General features: G+C 40.0%; 18 protein-coding genes and 1 tRNA gene. 12 read left to right on the top strand and 7 right to left on the bottom strand.

Going from position 1 to position 20,468, the window contains the following annotated elements; all coding sequences use genetic code 11:
• Positions 1-512: 512 nt before the first annotated feature.
• The 5 genes from VUI23_RS13955 (at position 513) to VUI23_RS13935 (ending at position 6,235) form a co-directional block, all read left to right on the top strand.
• Entirely contained in the window at positions 513-1,712 is a 1,200-nt protein-coding gene (locus VUI23_RS13955; protein ID WP_342804717.1) for a putative glycoside hydrolase, read from the top strand.
• Between the two features lie 18 nt (positions 1,713-1,730).
• Positions 1,731-3,089 carry a hypothetical protein gene (locus tag VUI23_RS13950; RefSeq protein ID WP_342804716.1) on the top strand — a complete coding sequence of 453 codons (1,359 nt, stop codon included), beginning with the start codon at positions 1,731-1,733 and terminating at the stop codon, positions 3,087-3,089.
• A 235-nt stretch (positions 3,090-3,324) separates the two neighbouring features.
• The gene (locus VUI23_RS13945) at positions 3,325-4,122 is read left to right on the top strand and encodes an IclR family transcriptional regulator (RefSeq protein WP_216048220.1); all 798 of its coding nucleotides are present in this window, start codon (positions 3,325-3,327) and stop codon (positions 4,120-4,122) included.
• Between the two features lie 297 nt (positions 4,123-4,419).
• On the top strand, positions 4,420-5,838 hold the full coding sequence (gene fucP, locus VUI23_RS13940) for an L-fucose:H+ symporter permease (protein ID WP_216048575.1): 1,419 nt from the start codon (positions 4,420-4,422) through the stop codon (positions 5,836-5,838).
• 46 nt (positions 5,839-5,884) lie between these two features.
• Entirely contained in the window at positions 5,885-6,235 is a 351-nt protein-coding gene (locus VUI23_RS13935; protein ID WP_342804715.1) for an L-rhamnose mutarotase, read from the top strand.
• Between the two features lie 108 nt (positions 6,236-6,343).
• Here the strand turns inward: VUI23_RS13935 and smrA are convergent, their stop codons facing one another.
• Entirely contained in the window at positions 6,344-6,928 is a 585-nt protein-coding gene (smrA, locus tag VUI23_RS13930) for a DNA endonuclease SmrA (protein WP_342804714.1), read from the bottom strand.
• A 116-nt stretch (positions 6,929-7,044) separates the two neighbouring features.
• Here smrA and VUI23_RS13925 point away from each other — a divergent pair, with 116 nt between their 5' ends.
• Complete coding sequence (locus VUI23_RS13925; protein ID WP_342804713.1) at positions 7,045-8,952, top strand: M1 family metallopeptidase; 1,908 nt, start codon at positions 7,045-7,047, stop codon at positions 8,950-8,952.
• Positions 8,953-9,027: 75 nt separating this feature from the next.
• Here the strand turns inward: VUI23_RS13925 and VUI23_RS13920 are convergent, their stop codons facing one another.
• Positions 9,028-9,642: a MarC family protein gene (locus VUI23_RS13920; RefSeq protein ID WP_216048224.1), complete on the bottom strand. Its 615-nt coding sequence runs from the start codon at positions 9,640-9,642 to the stop codon at positions 9,028-9,030.
• 401 nt (positions 9,643-10,043) lie between these two features.
• Between VUI23_RS13920 and VUI23_RS13915 the strand changes: the two genes are divergently transcribed.
• The 4 genes from VUI23_RS13915 (at position 10,044) to VUI23_RS13900 (ending at position 15,427) form a co-directional block, all read left to right on the top strand.
• Positions 10,044-11,873, top strand: a complete 1,830-nt coding sequence (locus VUI23_RS13915) for a sodium:proton antiporter (protein ID WP_342804712.1) — start codon at positions 10,044-10,046, stop codon at positions 11,871-11,873.
• Between the two features lie 66 nt (positions 11,874-11,939).
• Positions 11,940-12,551 (top strand): biliverdin-producing heme oxygenase, encoded by a 612-nt coding sequence (locus VUI23_RS13910; RefSeq protein ID WP_342804711.1) that lies wholly within the window; start codon positions 11,940-11,942, stop codon positions 12,549-12,551.
• Positions 12,544-14,883 carry an ATP-binding protein gene (locus VUI23_RS13905; protein WP_342804710.1) on the top strand — a complete coding sequence of 780 codons (2,340 nt, stop codon included), beginning with the start codon at positions 12,544-12,546 and terminating at the stop codon, positions 14,881-14,883. The genes VUI23_RS13910 and VUI23_RS13905 overlap by 8 nt, the downstream gene beginning before the upstream one ends.
• Before the next feature lie 94 nt (positions 14,884-14,977).
• Positions 14,978-15,427, top strand: coding sequence for a response regulator (locus VUI23_RS13900; protein WP_303499035.1), 450 nt, complete (start codon positions 14,978-14,980; stop codon positions 15,425-15,427).
• Between the two features lie 38 nt (positions 15,428-15,465).
• On the opposite strand, the gene VUI23_RS13895 is transcribed toward VUI23_RS13900, so the two are convergent.
• Positions 15,466-15,542: transfer RNA gene (locus VUI23_RS13895), tRNA-Arg, on the bottom strand.
• A 145-nt stretch (positions 15,543-15,687) separates the two neighbouring features.
• Positions 15,688-16,866 (bottom strand): flagellar assembly protein T N-terminal domain-containing protein, encoded by a 1,179-nt coding sequence (locus tag VUI23_RS13890; RefSeq protein ID WP_342804709.1) that lies wholly within the window; start codon positions 16,864-16,866, stop codon positions 15,688-15,690.
• Positions 16,867-17,187: 321 nt separating this feature from the next.
• Here VUI23_RS13890 and VUI23_RS13885 point away from each other — a divergent pair, with 321 nt between their 5' ends.
• Positions 17,188-17,652, top strand: coding sequence for an LPP20 family lipoprotein (locus VUI23_RS13885; protein WP_303499039.1), 465 nt, complete (start codon positions 17,188-17,190; stop codon positions 17,650-17,652).
• 25 nt (positions 17,653-17,677) lie between these two features.
• Here VUI23_RS13885 and flgN read toward each other — a convergent pair whose 3' ends face one another.
• The 3 genes from flgN to flgA all read right to left on the bottom strand — a co-directional run bounded on the left by flgN (position 17,678) and on the right by flgA (position 19,365).
• Positions 17,678-18,103 (bottom strand): flagellar export chaperone FlgN, encoded by a 426-nt coding sequence (gene flgN / locus VUI23_RS13880; protein WP_216048231.1) that lies wholly within the window; start codon positions 18,101-18,103, stop codon positions 17,678-17,680.
• A gap of 48 nt (positions 18,104-18,151) precedes the next feature.
• Positions 18,152-18,484 carry a flagellar biosynthesis anti-sigma factor FlgM gene (gene flgM, locus VUI23_RS13875; protein WP_216048232.1) on the bottom strand — a complete coding sequence of 111 codons (333 nt, stop codon included), beginning with the start codon at positions 18,482-18,484 and terminating at the stop codon, positions 18,152-18,154.
• A gap of 149 nt (positions 18,485-18,633) precedes the next feature.
• Positions 18,634-19,365, bottom strand: a complete 732-nt coding sequence (gene flgA, locus VUI23_RS13870; protein ID WP_216048233.1) for a flagellar basal body P-ring formation chaperone FlgA — start codon at positions 19,363-19,365, stop codon at positions 18,634-18,636.
• 169 nt (positions 19,366-19,534) lie between these two features.
• Here flgA and VUI23_RS13865 point away from each other — a divergent pair, with 169 nt between their 5' ends.
• On the top strand, positions 19,535-20,461 hold the full coding sequence (locus VUI23_RS13865) for a chemotaxis protein CheV (protein WP_216048234.1): 927 nt from the start codon (positions 19,535-19,537) through the stop codon (positions 20,459-20,461).
• Positions 20,462-20,468 lie beyond the last annotated feature (7 nt).

The raw sequence follows: 20,468 nt of genomic DNA, 5'->3' as shown, positions 1-20,468 counted from the left end.
TTTAATAGCTGGACAGTGTTTAGACGCATTGTAATTACCTCTTGCATATTAGTGATGTTCAGGCAGGTTTGGGTTGTCATTCTTATTATCATTGAAAGCTAAAAGTATCTGCTATGCCCAATGGAAAGGATTGACTCTCTCAGATAAATTCTATTTAGATTCTAAAACGTCGCTATATTTTAAATATAAAACAATAAATTGTATTTAAAATATATTCTAATGTTATTTTTTTGTCAATTATTTGTTTTATTTCTCCATTTTTAAATCATTAGTTTGCTCATGGATTTTATATACTTAATTAATTTTCAAATATGAAATTAAATTGAGTATATGAAATATATCGTGTATGTTAATTTTTTGTATAACAGACTAGCCAATAAGTAGGTTTGTCAGAGCGGCTACTGTTAATAGTCGTTTAATAAATGTTATCTACCTAGCATATTTGTATACCACTTCATCAGGTATTCATAGCAAACGAGTTATGCGCATTGGTTTCTAAATATAGGTCACAAATGAACACTAAAATATCAACTTTAATCGGCCTTGTGTTGACAGCAACATTGTTAACTAGCCTGGCTCCTGAAGGAATTGCTGCTAATTTATCGGACAAGAGTCCACCGTCGCAGGTTAATAGCGCTTATCCCGAATTTAATTGGGACAGGGTTCCTGTTTATGCTCATTTTGGACGCACTAATGGCGAACTCAGTCACCAAGAAAACCAGTTTATTGCTAGTCATTACGACTTTGTCACACTAGAAAAAGGCCATGCAATAAAGAAATATGGTAGTTCCGAAAAAGGTATTATTGCTGGAGCGAAAGCACTAAAACAGCTCAACCCTAATATGAAAGTACTTTTTTATTGGAATGGTTTACTTGATTATTCTTTATACGATGCCCATGAGACTTTTTCAAAAATTAAAGACGGTGCTATTAAAAACAAAGACGGTGAACTAGATCTTAAACGCGATTATTTGAAAAAGTACGATTTATCTAACCCACAGGTACGTAATTGGTGGGTAAATGTTGCCAACGATGCCATTGAAGAGGGTGACTTAGATGGCGTGTTTATTGACGCTTTACCACAAATTTCAATTCGCCCCGAGGCAACTGCGAAACGCCTTGGGGAGGAACGTTTTAAGGCAATCGAAGCAGGTGTCATCACCTTGTTAGATCAAACCACTGCTAAACTTGGAGCGGATAAGCTTCTTATCTATAACGGCATCCGTTCGATTCCCCAAGGCTGGGAAGATGGTGGTTTACGTTACCTTCCCCATACCAACGGAGTCATTACCGAACACTTTGATCAATTCCAAAGTCGTTCAAAGGAAATGATCCAATTGGATATGGAGCGCATGATGGAAGCCGCAAATGCAGGCAAAATTGTTATTTTTAAAGCTTGGCCTGGATTTAACTTTACTGAGCGTCAGATGATGAAAAAGTCAGAAGAAGAGTTATATGAATTAGCTAAAAAAGCCATTGATTTCCCTCTGGCGTGCTTTTTAGTGGTTGCTCAGCGCTACTCATACTTTAATTACACTTGGGGTTACCGAGCCCACCATGGTGCACTTAAGTGGTACCCAGAATTTGATCGTAAGCTAGGTGCGCCATTAAACGATGGGAAAAAAATCGGCTGGACTTATTCTCGGGAATTCGAACATGCTTCGGTAACTGTGAATATAGAAACGAAAGAAAGCACGATTAAATGGCATTAATTTGATATCTGTTGAGCTATGAATAAATTTACATTTTTACCCATTATAATTTTATCTATCGGCCTGCTAAACGGGTGTGCGTTGCCCGTTTCCGAGGAGGTTACAACTAAGCCAGTCAAATCTAAACCGCTCAAAACAAGGCAGCAAATAGAGGCGCACTTTTCTCAGTTAGCAGCTGACAATGAGGTGAAAGTGCTATCTTCGGAACGTCGAGAAGATGGGATGACCGAACTATATATAGCAGGAGAGCCAATTACCACTGCAAGTGGCGTTACTCAGCCGACTCAGATTTTTGCTCTTTATAATCTACCCAAAGTTCCGTTATTTACCGCAACGGGTAAAATTCCTGCCATGGTTTTAGTTCATGGCGGCGGAGGCACGGCATTTAAAGAATGGGTTGAAAAGTGGAATGAAGCTGGGTTTGCGGCAATTTCCATTGCCGTGGAAGGACAAACTGACATTCCAGTAGATGACCTTAAAAGCGCAAAAGTCAACGACACCTTGAGGTGGCAGAAACATCAAAGTTCGGGCCCCTCCAGACAAGGTATTTATGCTGATTTTGATAAACCACTGCAAGATCAATGGATGTTTCATGCTGTGTCGGCGGTAATTCGAGCTAAACACTTTTTGACCGCACAAGCGGATATTGATAAGCAACATATTGGCCTGACCGGAATATCTTGGGGCGGGGTCATTACTTCAACCGTCATGGGATTTGACGGTAGCTTCGACTTTTCTATCCCCATATATGGTTGCGGTTTTCTTGATGGGATGCAGAATCAATATCAGCAAGCCTTAATGGGAAATTCTGCATACCAAAATACATGGGAGCCCGGACATCGCATAAGCAATTATCGTCAACCTTCTCTTTGGTTGACATGGCGTGACGACAAACATTTTGCACTCGATGCGCAGGCGAGTACATATCAGCAACTAAGCGGTGATTATTCAGTGAGTATCAAGCCGGGAATTAGGCATGGACACAAGCTTGGTTGGGATCAGCCTGAATCCTATCTTTTTGCTAGACAGATTGTGCGTCAAGGCACAGTCTGGGCTAAATCGCTTTCAGTTAAACAGCTCAACTCTGGCAAAGCTCAAGCTGAATTTTCGATCAATTTAGATAACAAAGATTATCAAGTCGCTAAAGCGACAATTCACTATACAGCAGACCAAGGACATACAGGTAACGCCTCATGGACTCAAGCTGACACTAACTTAGTGACGCCTAGTTCGATACCCGGGCAATATATTGCAACCTTTGATGCACTTCCTTTGGATGTCCGTCACTGGTTTGTTAATTTGCAGGTGTTGGTCACTGATGAAAATCATAAGGAAAATCAGACATACACAGTAAGCAGTGAACTATTTTCAAATTAACTCAAAGTTGATTTTGTTTTAAAAGGTCAGACTCTACTGGTTTTGAAATCTACTCTATTCAACAAAATTGATAGTTTATAATCAAAGGGAATGTAGCTATTAATCTAACGAGTCTGACGTCTAGTTAGTTAAATAAGCAATAATAACGTTTGCAAAAAACAGACTTGTTCTTACAAAAAATGTAAAGCATTATGCTGCAGAACAAATATTACCAAGGGTTAAACAGGGAACAAAAATGACAAAAGCGACTGACAAATCAGAAAACTCTAAACGCAAAACTTACAGTGCCCCAGCACTTGAGAAAGGGTTAGATATTCTGGAGCTGCTAGCCAATCAAGCTGAAGGCATGAACATTGGTGAGATTACCAAAACGCTAAATAGATCAGTCGGTGAGTTATTTAGGATGTTAGTGGTGTTGGAACAACGTGGTTATGTTTCACTTCAACCGGGCAGTGACAGGTACATGCTAACCTTAAAAATGTTTGGTTTAGCCCATCGCTTCCCGCCCGTTAAACGCTTGACCAGTGTTGCGACTCCGGTGTTACAACGCTTGTCCTACGCGATAGAGCAATCTTGCCATTTAGTCATATATTATGAAGGTAAAGGGCATGTAGTCGTACAGCAGGATTCACCATCAGAAAGGGTATTTAGTGTGCGTTTGGGCGCTGAAGCACCTTTAATGAACACCTGTTCAGGACACTTGTTGTTGGCATTTGCAGACCAACATACTCGCGAACAAATGTTAAGTCGTATTCCTGCACATCACTCTACTGATCTTGACTTTAATTTGGATAAAATGGTTAGAAAAGTTCTGAGTCAAGGTTACGAATGTATCCATAGTGCGCAAGCACAGGGGATTCAAGATATCGGTTATCCAGTTTTTGATTATCAAGATCAAGCAGTAGCCGCGTTAATTGTCCCTTTCTTTGAGTATCTGGATGGGTCACATCAAACTAATATCGACGACGCCCATAAATTGATCAAACAGGCAGCGCTTGAGATATCCACCGCGTTAGGATTTGATGCTTCCTAACTATTTGCGAAGCACCTAATTGGCTTTTGTCATTATAAATTTATTCGAAAGTACAACTGCAAACTAAGTTTGCATATGAAATTATGTTTTAAATGTAAAATAATTCTTGCCCTTGTTATCGCTTTGTGAGAATCTTTGATTGATTTTGTAAAAGCGTGAATTCGCTTTTGCTTACAAAAAGATTTGTCTTGGGTTAGATGCAAAACCAATAATTTGCATCACCTGAGTCGATGAATTTTAGAGGCAACTCAATCACTGTCTGTCATTTAAATTAATTAAGTTGGAAAGAATATGACATTGCAAGTCGAAGCAGTTAGTGCACAACAGGCGTCAAAACAGAAATCCACATCTCATCCGCGCATAATCGGTGAAGGCATGTTAGTGCCTTTTATCCTTGTAGCGATGCTTTTCCCATTATGGGGCTTTGCCAATGACGTAACCAATCCGCTTGTAAAAGCTTTTAAAGATATTTTTCTAATCACCAATGCACAAAGTAGTATGGTGCAATTTGCCTTTTACCTTGGCTACGGCATCATGGCTGTTCCGGCTGCGATATTTATTCGTAAATATTCTTATAAATCAGGTATTTTGTTGGGGCTTGCGCTTTACGCCGTGGGCGCTCTATTATTTATTCCCGCCAGTGTCCAGCAAGAATTCAATTTCTTTCTTGCAGCACTATGTATTTTGACTTGTGGTTTAGCGTTGTTAGAAACCACTGCAAATCCCTATATTTTGTCTATGGGTGATCCGGCAACAGCTACTCGTCGACTGAATTTAGCCCAAGCATTTAATCCAATTGGTTCTTTAACCGGCATGTTTGTAGCTTCTACTGTTATTTTAAACAAACTACAGGTGGAAGAGTTTCGAGCCGCTGAGCGTGCGGTTCATCCTGAATATGCTGAGATGCTGCCTAGCGTTGTTGACGGCAAATTGACTGCCGCGTTAAGTGAATTTGCGCAAAACCAACCTGTCGCCCATCAAGCAATGCAATCGGCTGATTTGATCACCGTAAGAGGCCCTTACATCGCTATAGCTGTGGTGGTAGGAATTTTGTTTTTAGTGTTTCTATTTAGCAAATTACCACGCACGATTTCCCATGATAAACCATTAACTCTAAAAGAATTAGGCGCAACCTTTGGGCGCTTATTCACTAATGGTCGTTACATTGAGGGAGTGATAGCACAGGCCTTTTATGTGGGGGCACAAATCATGTGTTGGACATTTATTATCCACTATGGCATGACCGCTGTAGGCCTCACTGCATCGGAGGCGCAAGGTTACAACATTGTGGCAATGTCACTGTTTCTAATTAGTCGTTTTGTATGTACTTTTTTATTAGGGTTTATTCGTCCTGGTCCGCTGCTGATGTTGTTAGCATTAGGCGGTATTACATTGTCTTTGGGTACGATATTTTTAGGCGGAATGTTAGGGTTATGGTGCTTGATTGGTATTTCAGTTTGTATGTCACTGATGTTCCCCACGATTTACGGTATTGCTCTAAAAGATTTAGGCGATGATGCCAGTTTGGGTTCTGCTGGTTTAGTTATGGCCATTGTTGGCGGTGCATTAATGCCTCCTTTGCAAGCAGCGATGATTGATGCAGCGCCTATTATTGGTGACATTCCGTCAGTAAAAACCTCCTTTTTATTACCTTTGCTATGTTTTGTGGTGATTAGCCTATTTGGTTATCGCGCACATCACGTATACAAAGTTTAAAAGATAAAAAACATTTATAGCCATTATGCGAAAGGGGAACCGACCTATGGATAATCAGCGTTATTGTCTTCGTCTTGAATTACAGGATGATGATGAATTAATTCGCTTATATGAAGAGTACCATCAACCAGGTGCAGTGTGGCCAGAGGTACTTGAGAGTATCCGCGCTTCTGGCATTGAAAATATGCAAATATTTCGACTAGATACACAATTGGTGATGGTGTTAGACGTCAAGCCTGGCTTTAGTTTTGAAGCTAAAGCCAAGTTAGATAGCGAAAATCCCAAAGTGCAAGAATGGGAAAGGCTGATGGAACGTTTTCAGAAAGTGGACAGCCAACAGCAAAACGCTAAATGGCAACCTATGCAAACCATATTTGATCTGCAAAAAAATGGCTGATTAATTGTGACCTTACTCAGCTAAGGTAGCCTTTGCCTACCTTAGCTTTACTACTGTACCTTGTATACACTCTTCGCAAAACATCATCAAACTCGGCTTGTTAACCTGTTATTTCTTTCGATGTAACTCTCGATTTAAAGCTTTGTCTGTTTCACTTTTTTTCAGTAAAACATACACAGAGGCAACTCCGCCATGGTGTTTTTGCGCCGTATGAAAGGCCAAAACTTGCGGCATTTGCTGTAACCATTTGTACACATAACTTTTTAGAAATGCAGGGAAAGGCTGACTATTCAAACCTATTCCATGTTTTACTAATAACGTTCTAATACCCTTTTGTTGGGATTGCAGAACTGTTTCAAACAGTGCTTGTCTAGCTTGTTCAAATTTATACTGCTGCATATTAAGGGTCGCGTCGATCTTGTATTTGCCTAAACGTAAATTTTTAAATACACCTTCTTGAACTCCCGACTTTTTGTAAATAAGGTGATCGTAGGGGTCTAAAGGTTCTACGTACTCGGTACTTAAATGATTTTGCGCTAAATTTAACTCTCTTTGCAAAGCCTCTCGTTTTAAGCTTTGTGCGAGGGTTGGCTTGGTTTTCAAGGTGGTTACTGTATCTTGTTTAGGGAGGGGCTTAACATCTTGCATCGCATCCAAAAACGTCGAAATATCTTGTTCATTTTGTTTAGCCATAACACCCCCTGTCGACAATTAATGTTTCACTTAACCTAGCTTTAAATTAACGGCTATGCTTTCGGTTCTAACTAGTTTTATGTCACAATTAGCTAAAAAGTTCACTAGGAAAATAAATGAAAAGTATTCGTTATCTTGCATTTTTATGGATATCTACTTTGCTGGCATGTTCAAATCCTGAACAACCCGCTGAAATCAAAGCACCACAAACACCACAGAAAACACCACAGCAAACATCAAAACAAACGCAAATAGACCATGCTAAAGATTATCATTCTTTTGCTAACCCGGATGTTGTGAAAGTTTCACACATCGATTTAGATTTGACCGCAGATTTTGACAAAAAACAATTGATAGGCACGGCAACGCTTACTTATCAAAAAGTTGATGAGCAAGGGAAAACCCTGATTTTGGATACTCGGGGATTAACCATTTTGGAGGTGACTTCAGGAAATACACCGGTTGCCTTTGAGCTTCAAAAAGAAGTTCCAAATCTGGGCTCAGCGCTGCACATTACGTTGCCCGAACAAGGTAATCAAGTCAGCATAAGTTACCACACCTCAAAAGATGCGTCAGGCGCTCAGTGGTTAACACCAGAACAAACTGCCGGTAAACAGTATCCATTTCTATTTACCCAAGCACAGGCTGTTCATGCTCGTAGTTTCATTCCATTACAAGACTCACCACAGGTGAGAGTGACCTATACAGCCACTATTCGCACGCCTAAAGAATTGCTCGCGGTAATGAGTGCTGCAAATGATCCTGTTACACCCCGAGACGGCGTTTATGAATTTAATATGCCGCAACCTATACCGTCTTATTTAATCGCATTGGCAATAGGTGACCTTCATTTCAAAGCCATGGGCGAGCGCACAGGTGTTTACGCCGAGCCATCAATCCTTGATGCCGCGGCGAGTGAGTTCGAAGACACCGAAAGTATGTTAGAAGCGACTGAAAAGACCTATGGGCCCTATAGTTGGGATCGTTACGATTTATTGATTTTACCGCCGTCATTTCCTTTTGGTGGAATGGAGAATCCGCGTTTATCCTTTATAACACCGACAGTTATTGCTGGAGACAAAAGTCTAGTGTCTCTAATTGCTCATGAACTTGCTCACAGTTGGTCTGGCAATACAGTGACGAATGCGACTTGGCGGGATCTATGGTTAAACGAAGGTTTTACGACTTATTTAACCTATCGGATTATGGAAATGATCTACGGAACAGACCGCTACAATATGGAAGCGGTTTTGGGATACCAAGACTTACAAGCCGATATTGCTGCGTTACCTGAAAATGATGAAATTCTGGCGATTGATTTACGAGGACGTAATCCCGATGACGTATTTTCAAATATTCCTTACGAAAAGGGCGCTTTATTTCTTCGCGAAATCGAACAAAAAGTAGGGCGAGATAATTTCGATAAGTTTCTACTTGAATATTTTAATCATTTTGCGTTCAAAAGTATTACAACCGATCAATTTGTGAGCTATTTGGATCAAACGTTACTGACTACTTACGCAGATGTTTTAGACAAAGAGCGTATTCATCAATGGATTTTTGAACCGGGTATTCCAGATGGAGCACCCATGCCAGAATCAGATGCATTTAGTAAAGTTGATACAGTACGTGATGCTTGGTTAGAGGGAAGTTTAAGCGCTAAACAGATTAATACTCAAGATTGGACTGTTCATCAATGGCTGTACTTTTTAAATAATATGCCACAGAAGCTAAAGGATATGCAGTTGGTTGAACTTGATAGTACCTTCCAATTAACGGCGAGTAAGAACAATGAAATTGCTCACAGCTGGTTATTAATCGCAGTGAAAAATGAATATAAACCTGCCTATGAGAGACTCTATAGTTATTTGGTCGGAATTGGTCGCAATAAGTTAGTCAAACCTTTGTATCGAGAGTTAGCTAAAACTGTAGAAGGTAAAGCATTTGCCAAACGCGCATTTGAAGAGGCTAAGCCTGGTTATCATCCATTGACAGTGCATGTTAATCAGGGATTTGTTGAATAACAAAGGGCAGCAGTGAAGTTGTTTTAAATAAAAAGGGAGCTGATAAGGCTCCCTTTTTGATCTTTATTTAGTTACTTAAGAGAAACTACTAATCCACTTCTCAATAGATAATGCTTCAATCACAAACTCAACTGAAAGTGCGGCTAAAATCATCCCCATAATGCGGGTAAGAATAGAGGCTCCACCAGAGCCGATAATGCGTATGATTTTTCCAGACAGCAGCAACAATACAAGGGTGATAAGCAATACACTTAACATCACCAAAGCGGTAGTAATTTGTTCTTCAATAGGATGAGTATAATTATCGGTTAATAGGATAACTGCTAAAATTGCTCCTGGAGAGGCAGTAGCTGGAATCGCCAAAGGGAACACGGCCATATCATGATCTTTATCCATTTCTTTACGGCTTGAATTATCATCAAAAATCATTTTAATTCCAAACAGAAATAAAATGATGCCGCCGGCCACTTTAAAAGACAACAGACTAATTCCCATTGCCGTTAGGATGATTTGACCAACTACAATTGCTCCCAAAAGTACCAAGCTGGAATAAATTATTGTTTTGAATGCTGTTTTACGGCGCTCTGCTGGCGTAAGGCTACTGGTTAACCCAGCAAAAAGCGCCATAGTGCCTATTGGGTCAACAGTTGCCCAAATAATTAAAAAGTCATTTATTGTTTGTTCCATCATGCTGTATTTACTTCTCGGTCAAAATATCGAATGTTGATCGCATCAAACCTGATAGTTTGATCATCGGTTAAAAAATGGGGTCAAAAAGGCTATTTCAAGGCAGGTATTATGCTTGAGATCTTGATAGCAAAATCTTACAAACTAATTTCCAACTAGAACTTAAGCGCAATTGTAAACTTTTTTGCCTCACTTTTCGTAAATTAATTGGTCATCGGTTGGATTGTATCGAAGCTGAGTAACCTGTATAAATGCTACTTACCATTTGTTATTGTTTAAATGGGATTTGTTGATTCATTTACAACTATAGCTGTTCGTCATTTAGTTAAAAAATGCTTAATACTGGCATTAAAAGCTATTAAGAAAATTATTGGAAAGTTTAACTGAGATATTAAGGAAAGTACTTGATTGATATTACTGCTGGACTGGTTTTGGTTGGATTGTTATCCATTTTTTGTCAATATTTTGCCTATCGCATAAAACTACCCGCAATCTTACCTCTGTTAATTGTTGGGATTATAGTTGGCCCCGTTACCGGTGTGATTAATGCCGATCAAATCTTTGGTGACTTATTGTTTCCTGTGGTGTCGTTGTCTGTCGCGATTATTCTCTTTGAAGGTGCGTTAACACTAAGGTTTGAAGATTTACGCGGACACGGTTCGATGGTTCGAAATTTGTGTACATCAGGAGCGGTTTTGACCTGGTGTTTAGTGGCTGTGATCACTCATCTAGTTTTAGATATGTCTTGGGAAATGGCATTTCTATTTGGTGCAATTGTTACCGTGACTGGACCAACCGTTATTGTTCCCATGCTGCGTACCGTCAGACCAAGCAATAAATTAGCAAATATTCTGCGCTGGGAAGGGATTATTATTGATCCTATAGGCGCCTTGTTAGCAGTGTTGGTATACGAATATATTATTTCTACGCAGGATGCGCTGAGTCACACTCTATGGGCATTTAGCATAACAGTAGGGATAGGTCTTGGTGTTGGTGCTGTAATGGGGTATTTGCTCGGACTTGCCCTGAGACGAAATCTCATTCCTCATTATTTACGCAATACCGCTGTGCTTACCTTGATGTTAGGCGCATTTGCCGGTTCAAACATGATGGCTCACGAGTCTGGATTACTCACTGTGACAATTATGGGGATGTGGTTGGCTAATATGCGCGATGTTGATGTCGATGACATACTAGAATTTAAAGAAACCTTAAGTGTACTGTTAATTTCTGGCTTGTTTATCTTATTGGCCTCGAGGATTCAGTTGGATTCCATTCTCAATGTAGGCTGGGGCGCGATCATTGTTTTATTGGCAATAATGTTTGTTGTCAGGCCAATTTCGGTGATGGTTTCTTCCCTGAAAACAGGTTTAAATTGGCGCGAGCAAGCATTCTTAAGTTGGGTTGCACCCAGAGGAATTGTTGCTGCGGCAGTATCTGCTTTGTTTTCATTGAAGTTAGAGGCGCTTAATTATGCGCAAATTGAAGTACTAGTACCTTTAGTTTTTCTCGTGATCATTTCTACCGTTGTGGTGCAGAGTTTAACCGCCGTTCACGTGGCCCAATGGCTTGGCATTCGTGCCCCTAAACCAAATGGGTATTTGATCTTTGGAGGGGGTGAATTTTGTAGAATGTTTGCCAAAGAACTGATGGATAATGATGTAAATGTGTGTGTAGCCGATACAAACTGGGACTCTATTCGGTCCGCTAGAATGCTGAATATTCCCACTTACTTTGGTAATCCAATGTCTGAACATGCTTCACGGACCTTGGATTTCACCCTATTTGGCAGAGTGCTGGTCATGTCGCCTTACCGCCAATTAAATCCTATGGTGACCTTTCATTTCGAAGATGAAATGGGGAAAGGAACTGTATTAGGTTTAAGTAATAATGAGCAACAACAAAGACCTAGCCATCAAGTATCAGAATCCTATGCGAAAAAATTGGGATTATTCGCGGACGGAATTACCTATGGAAAGTTAGCAAGTTGGGTGGCCAAAGGTGCCAAAATCAAAACAACTCGGTTAACGGAAAGTTTTTCCATGGAAGATTATTTGCAAGAATACGAAGGTAATTTATTGCTTTTGTGCGCATTTGATAGTCACAATAAATTACGGATGATTACGAACAAAAAATCGTTAGAACCTAAAGCGGGGTGGCGAATAATGAGCTTAGTGATCCCCAAACAAATAGAATCAGAAACGGCTGTTAAATCTAAGGATGATAAGTCATAAAGATGGTGAGAAATTTATATATTACCTTGAAAAATTCCATCATTTTGCTAGTTACCTACTCATATAATGAATAACCGAATTAATAACCCAAGTATGGATATTGGTGTATTTGTAAAAACTGAAACAGCGGAACTTCATCGTTCAGTAGAAAGTGATTTGTCTAGGTTTCTATTTCATAGAAACCTGAGCTGCAATACCTATTTGCAAATTCTACAGGCATTTTATGCAAGTTATGTGGCAATGGAAAATGTGCTTCGTGACTACCCAGAGACTAACGAGTTAATCGCGGGCAGAAGCAAGTTGCAATGGTTACAAAATGATATTGAATATTTGTCGTCACAGTTGCAAACCATTCCCGCCATTGTTAATCAAAACATCGAAATTGTTGCCTCCAGCAGTGCTGAGGCGATGGGAATGTTATATGTCATGGAAGGAGCTACTTTGGGAGGAGCGCATATTGAACTGCGGTTGAATAAACATGATTGGCTTAGTGAATCTGCAGGTCTGTCATTTTTCAAAAGTTACGGTGATTTTCGTTTAGCAAAGTGGCGCGAGTTTAGCGAAGCGCTCAAAATGTTCCATCAACAAAATGTTTTGAGTGAGTTGGATATTCAAAAAGGTGCGCAAAAAGCGTTTCATTGTATCCAAAGCTGCTTAAGGGGAGCGCTTAATGAATGAGCAATTCGATGTAACCATAGATAATTGTCATAAAGAACCAATTCATATACCTGGCTCAATACAGCCTCATGGTTACCTGCTAGTGGTTCATCCTGAGACTTTTCGTGTGCATTACGTTAGTGAAAATATGGCAGAGTTGACAGCTATTCCGTTGACCGAATTGGTTTCAATACCACTAGATAAGTTGCTGGACAACGACTTTGTAGAGCTTCTAAAGAAACTGGAGTTCGAGCATGGATTCAGTGAGATCAATCCTCAACGTGTAAGCCTTCTTACTCAACAATCTAGCGCGCAAAAATTTAATGCGGTGATGAGCATTAATGAGCGGTTTCTAATTATTGAATTAGAACCTAAAATTAATGAGGATGCTGTCTCGTTTAATCCAGTAAAGAACTTGATTAATTTGTCACTCAATAACTTGATGGTAACCCACGATATTGAGAGTGTATTCGAGCATGCAGTCGATCAAATACGAGATATCACAGGTTTTGATAGAGTGATGCTGTATAAGTTTGATCAAGATTATAACGGTGAAGTGGTTGCAGAATCCAAAGTAGACTCGTTAAATTCATTTTTAAAACAACATTTCCCTGAATCTGACATCCCTAAACAGGCTAGAGAACTTTATATAAAAAATCCAATTCGTTTACTTGCAGATGTGGATGCGATTCAATCGCCGCTCTATCCTCAAGACCAACCTGTGGATCTTGGGCAAGTGGTGCTAAGAAGTGTTTCTCCGATACATTGTCAGTATCTTCGTAATATGGGCGTAAAGTCGTCGATGTCCATTAGCCTAATTGTTTCTGGCAAGTTATGGGGGCTAATCGCATGTCATCACTATTCACCTCACGTTGTTAATTTTGAAACCCGCGAAGTGGCGCTGTATTTTGGTTTAATGCTGTCATATATCATTTCCTTAAAAGTGCAGGCGGACGCCGAGCATCGAGATTCAGTCGTACGTTCGCTAAACGCCTCAATTACTGAAAAAATGGCGGAACATATTTTCTTTACGGACGGGTTGCGTGAAGAGTCAAAAAATTTAAAACGGATGATGAATTCAACCGGTGTAGCTTGGCGTTTAGAAGATAAAACCGAGTGTTTCGGGGTAACACCTCCTACTGAGCGTATTGAAGCACTTTATGAGTGGGCGACGTCTAATAAATTAATCAACGATACCATTTATTACACTAACACATTGAGTAAAGACTACCCCGAATTTGCAGATATCAGCGATATTGCCAGCGGTGTTTTTATTCTGTCAGTTTCCTCAGTCAGTAATCTATTTATTATTTGGTTTAGAAAAGAAGTAGAACAAACCAAAGATTGGGGAGGAAAACCAGAAAAAATGATTGAATTTCTTGATGACGGTAGTCACCGTCTGATGCCACGCAGTTCATTTAGGTTGTGGCGCGAGAATGTGAAAAATCAAGCGCTGGCATGGGAACCCATAGAGTTGTCTTGTGCGCTAAAATTTAGAAATACTGTGGTTAATTATGTGCTGTCTAAATCGGAACGTTTAGAGCAAATAAACGAAACCTTGGAACAGAAAGTGGCGGCGCGGACAGAGCAGCTCAGAATAGAAATTGCAAACAAAGAGCGAGCTCAACTCGAACTTGTGGAAGCACTCTCGAAATCTGAAGAATCTAACCGAGAACTAGAGCGTTTCGCTTTTGTTGCTTCCCATGACTTACAAGAACCTTTGCGAAAGATTCAATCATTTGGTGGACGAATTGAATATTCGGAGTCAACATTAAGTGATAAAGGCAAAGTTTATCTCGAAAAAATGATGAGTTCAGCGCAAAGAATGCAAACGTTGATAAAAGGTATTCTGAGCTTTTCGCGCATTCATCGTGCCAATGATGGATTCATTAATTTGAGTTTTGATCAGTTAATTCAAGACGTTATTCTTGATTTGGAAATGTTAATCGCGGAAAAAGACGTGATTATCAATACCGCTCACATTGGCGAAGTTTATGGTGACCAAAATCAATTACGTCGTGTGGTACAAAACATAATTCAAAACTCCATCAAATTTACTTCACAAGGAACACAGCCAAAAATTGATATTGATGTCACCCATAAAGATGAAAAATTTGTGACTATTGCGTTCAAAGATAATGGGGTAGGTTTCGATGGTATTCATATGCAAAAGATATTCGGTTTGTTTGAACGGCTTCATGGTAAGTCAGAGTATGAAGGCACAGGCTTGGGATTAGCTATCTGTAAAAAGATATTGAGCCGTCATGGCGGTAAAATTTGGGCAGATTCAGAACTTGGAAAAGGCGCTACATTTTTCATAACCGTGCCTCTTATTGACCCTAAAATTAACTAGTGTACGTTATCGTTATTAACAATCAGAACCTTGTGATATATTCGCGATTAAAAATAATAACAAAGACCTTTGTAAGGGAAAACAGGTTCCAGTCATGAATAATATAAGTTCAGTAGCGACAAAACTTAGAGCGGTCAGTTACATTTTAGTGGCGGAAGATGATTTGGATGATCAAGAGCTGATCCGTGACGCGCTAACTGAAAATAATCTGACATTGGATAAAATTAAGTTTGCGCAAGATGGCGAAGAGCTAATATCGGTGCTTAATAGCGCTGAAGTGCTGCCAAACTTGATACTGCTAGATTTAAATATGCCGCGTAAATCGGGGAGAGAAGCGCTGGCAGAAATTAAGCAAGATCCAAGACTCAAACATATACCGGTTATAATTTTCACAACGTCTGATTCTGAAATTGATATCAAAGAGTGTTATTTTCTGGGCAGTAACGCCTATTTAACCAAACCAAACAACTACTTTGATCTGGTCGCATTAATGAAAGACCTAATTAACTTCTGGTTTTGCCAAGCGCAAATGGTTATCGATTGACGTTAACAAACTCCCCCTTTATAAACATTCTAATCAAATGGCGTCCCCTAGAGGATTCGAACCTCTGGCCTACCCCTTAGGAGGGGGTCGCTCTATCCAGCTGAGCTAAGGGGACATGTTCCAACATCAGAGCGGGCAAGACTATACTAAATTTGGCAGTATTAAGACAAGTCTGGGTTTACTGGTTTTTAATGAGAAATCGAATAGCAATTTCGATGTGCTTAAAAGGACATCAATAATCTAATCGCAAGCCCCCTAATTTATTGTTTGGAAACAAAATCATTGGCTTGAATATTGGCCAGTAAAGTACCGTCTTTTGATACCGCAACCGCAGTCCCTGGCGAAACACTCACAACTCGCACTGGGGTAGGGTGTAGATTAAACTGAGTAAAGGTTTGGCCCTGAGGGTTGTGTTTCTGTTGCAGCTGAAATAGGGTGAATTCATCACCGTTTTGAATGCCTTGGTTGCTACCAATATTGAGGGTTAGTTGATCACCTCTTACTTGTATTATGCGTCCGTACGTAGGCGAACAAGCTAACTTTTCGTCAACGTTAATCGCAATATCCTGCATGATTGAGGAAATTGCCACACCGTAAGCACTTTGCCACAAGAGGCCGCTATTTATGTCGACACTCTGATGAGTATCGAAGTCCCATGGCGCGTTTGAAGAATATAATTTCTGCCACATCAAGGTACCAGTGTAACCGTCATAAAGGGTAACTTGATAACTGAAATTTCTTATTGGTGTAGGGTTATTCCAAAATTGCCATTTAGACTGGTTAACATTGTTTAAACTTAGATCTTTAACGGTGGCAGTTAGCACATATTGAGAGCTTGATTGTTTGGCTAGTGCCATTGCATCGTTGATCATTGAAAGCGGTTGTTGCGCATAGTAGAAAGGTAATATGGTTTGAATACTCGATTGCTGTGCGAAGTCTTCGAAGTTTTGTTGAAGTACTTCTGGCAACCTAGTACCTATTTCAAATAGATTGCCGGTAGTGGCTTGCTCTCGGTTGTCTATTGGGTGCCAAGTGGTAACTATACTTTTAGGGTATTCTGATGATTGACATGTGTTTTTTTGAGGGAAAATATCTGCCCGCAAGGAAACTGTGAGGTAGCCATCTCTAAAAACTTCATCTATTAATTCAATACTATTGACTTCGCCACTGGCGCGAATCGTTAAGTCATCATTTTGCAATACGCCGTTTGCCATTTTTTGCACACTGTGTACCGAAGCTCCGGCAAATAACAATACTTGCTTAATTGCTTCTTGGGTCGCATTTTGCCGCGCTAACTCAATATTGCCGTTTCTTATTGCCGCTTGACCACTGGACTCGAACCAAGCTGCCAACGACTGCGCTGAAAAGAGCGCTGCGCAAAAGGCACAGAACAAAGTGATTAACTTAACAGAAAAAATTTGGCAGTTTACGGGCTTCATTTCAAAAAATATCCAATTAACGCTTAAATTCAAAACAGCTTTAACGTGTGCATTTGCATGCGTAGCCACTTTTTACGTATTTAGTTACTATAGATAGTAAATCAGGTAATGCATCTTTTGTACCTGTTTTCAGATGGCGGTTAATCAGTAACCAATTTTCTTCTATCACAGTTGGTCTACATACTTGGGTCTCAATTTTTTTGTGATAAGGAACAAATATTGCAGTGAAAAATCTTGAAGACAGTTTGAAATGGTTTTGAATTATCAATTGAAGCCTAATGCAGCTTAACAATGCGCTGTAAAGATACTACTGAGAAAAATATGAAACTAATTTATACCTTTGTGATTGCGGGATGTCTAGCCGGATTAATCGGTTGTCAAAACATCATAGACAAACAAGTAGAGTGGGAAACCATCGAACCTGATTCTTATCCTGTTATTCGCTCTATCGGCTATGCGCCAATAGATGCTCAACGGGGAAGTAACCGTTCAGCGAAAGTACTAATGGCAGTGAAAGCATCGAAACTGGATGCTTACCGTGAACTAACTGAGCAGGTTTATGGACAAAAAATTGACGGTGAACAGTCTTTGGCTAATCTTGTGCTCACTGATACTCAACTAATGGCCAGTGTTCAAGGTGTGATCCGCGGTGCACGAGTAGTAAAAAGCTACCCCATTGGCAATGACTCTTATGCCACAGAGTTGGAGTTGGATTTTAGCCTAGTGCATGATTTATATCTGAGTACTGCCAAGCCGAAACAAGTGAAGAAAGTTCGTTATTATTAAACTCTATTCCTTTGAGAACGAACTTTTAAACGGTCACACTCTTGCCTGAAGAACCACCTTTAGGTTTGCCGCTTTTATCGTAAGTCATGGTTTCTTTAGCTCGGGATTCTAACAGCAAAGTGCGAAGATGTTGCAAGCGCAACTGACCTTGTTCTACCGCTTTTTGATTGATCTCGGTTCTGAATTTACATTGGGACAAAGATTGATTAATTTGATCAAATAAGTCTGTTACAGCTTGCTCTGATGTTGCTTCAGGTTGTTTCTCAACTTCCTGCTCAACGCTTTTGTCAGTGCTGGCAATCGATTCTAACAATTCCGATTTTTCATTGATAACGGAAGTGAGTGATTCAGCGTCTCGCGTACTGATTAAATGCAGCTCAGACTCAAGCAATAAAATAAGTGAATCAAGTTGTTGTTTCTGTTTTTGGAGGAGGGCAATTAGGTTTTTCATTTAGCTTTGCTTTTATTTTGAGAAGCTAAACCAATCTGGCATCAAATTCTAATCTTCAATGCCAAATACTTGAGCTTCGAGTTTGCTAATTTTTTGCGCCAATACTTCAGGGTTAACGCGATATTCTCCATTCTGTATGGCTTTTTTCAATTTGTCGACCTTTTCCTGATTGACAGGTGTATCACTAGATTTCTTTTGAACCTGGCTAAGCTGCTGAGCAGATTGCGTGAGTGATACTGAATCTTGACGTGGCGCTTCTGCAGACTTAGATTGCTGAGCAGCAGATTGCGCAGTCGCTTGACTCTGAGATTGCTGTTGATTCAGCCTCTGATTCTCAAGTTGTGGCTTTTGATTTCCACTATTTATATTGTTAATTGCCATAATGACCTCGAATACCTAATTTGCCTCACTTATCTTATCGGCCGGAACTTAAAGACCTTTAGCTAAATGTAGAAAAAATTAAATATTATTTAGATAAGCTCAAATCTGCGCTAACCAGATGTAATAACCCATAGTTTACGCTAATTATATTAAATCTGCACCACTACTTGATGGGTATTCACCACCTGTGCATGCACCACTCTATTCGACTTGCTGTTTTTCACCGCAATCGTATCGCCAAGGTTACCATCCTGTTGGGCTATACCTTTGGTTTTAATGCTTACCCCACCAGTATCAGCGGTAATCAGAATACTGTCTCCTTTACATACAAAACAAAGTTGGCCGGGGACTACGGGTTGGCCAGGTCGACTTCTTTTTTTCATTCGAGCGCCTACCACAGTGCTGATATCGGCAAAGGTACTCGTTCTTATTAGGTTTTTATCAAGCATCACAACTTTAACATCATTCTCATTTAAAACAGTGCCAGGACTGACCGAGGTGGTGAGCACGACTACGGGTTGCACGCGAGTGGCTTTTACCATCATATATAAATACCAATTCGTTTGTTCACAACTGGTTCTCACCGTTATGTTACTTTGCGCTAGCGCTTCTTTACTAGCCGATATGGTAAATGGAGTAGGGCAATCAGGAATGACTATCCTTTCGTCTAATGGCATCGCTTTTACTAGCAAGTTATCATCACTTGCTGCAGCTATATGCCTCAGCTGCGTATTAACGTAATTTTCTACTGCTTGACTAAGTTGTTGGTGAGCAGGGTTAGTGTCGCTGGACGCCGCAGCGAAACCACTGTTGAGAGTTAAACAGGCGCTGAAGAAAACACTTAATAACTTACCAGTTGTACGAATTAACGATATTTTCATGTTCAGGTGCCGCCGTTTTGTCTATGCTTATTAAATCGTTAAGCAAACAAAGATAAACGTCAAAATTCAGTCACAAATACGATTTTTGGCGCTAAAATTAGTTAAACTTGGTTTTCTAATAGGGACAACGCAACAATTGTGCCTACTTTAAATTTAATTGGGGTGGTATATGTCGGGAGTTCTTGACTCAGTTAATCAACGCACACAACTTGTTGGTCAAAACCGACTTGAATTGCTGCTATTTAGATTGAATGGCAGACAGCGATTTGGCATCAATGTATTTAAAGTGCGTGAAGTATTGCAGTGCCCCCAGTTAACCTCAATACCTAAGCAAAATAAGTTAATTCGAGGTGTTGCTCATATTCGTGGCCAAACGATCTCAGTAATTGACTTGAGTATGGCAACCGGCGGCAGAAAAATAGAAGACGTTCGCAACGCATTTATTATAATTGCTGAGTACAACCGTTCAGTGCAGGGTTTTTTAGTCGGCTCAGTTGAACGTATCATCAATACCAATTGGGATGCAATTATGCCTCCTCCTCAAGGTACCGGGAAAGCAAGTTATTTGACTGCAGTGACGGAAGTTGATGATGAGTTGATTGAAATTCTTGATGTGGAAAAGATTCTAAATGAAATCTCACCATTAAAAACTGAAGTCAGTGAAGATTTAGCAGCGGATTTAAATATGTCAGAATCTCCTGCAAATGATAAAATTATCTTTATCGCTGATGATTCATCAGTGGCAAGAAGCCAAGTTAAAAAAGCACTTGCTGCGTTGGGATTAAACATTGAAGTGGCTAAAAATGGACTTGAAGCGCTTAATCGTTTAAAAGAAATTGCCGCAGAAACTGGCGACGTCACCGATAAAGTTGGTGTGTTGGTGTCTGACATAGAAATGCCGGAAATGGATGGCTATACACTTACTGCAGAGATCAAAAACACACCGGAGCTAAGCAAACTCAAAGTAGTATTGCATACTTCTTTAAGCGGTGTATTTAATCAAGCAATGGTACAAAAAGTTGGAGCAGACGACTTTATTGCTAAATTTCACCCAGATGAGCTAGCGTCAGCTGTGCAAAAATGGTTTAACAAATAAAGCTCTA

Origin of the sequence: Alteromonas sp. M12 (assembly GCF_037478005.1) — a bacterium.
Classification (GTDB): Bacteria; Pseudomonadota; Gammaproteobacteria; order Enterobacterales; family Alteromonadaceae; genus Aliiglaciecola; species Aliiglaciecola lipolytica_A.
Note: the sequence above shows the minus strand (reverse complement) of the source record. Positions and strands in the feature narration are given on the sequence as shown.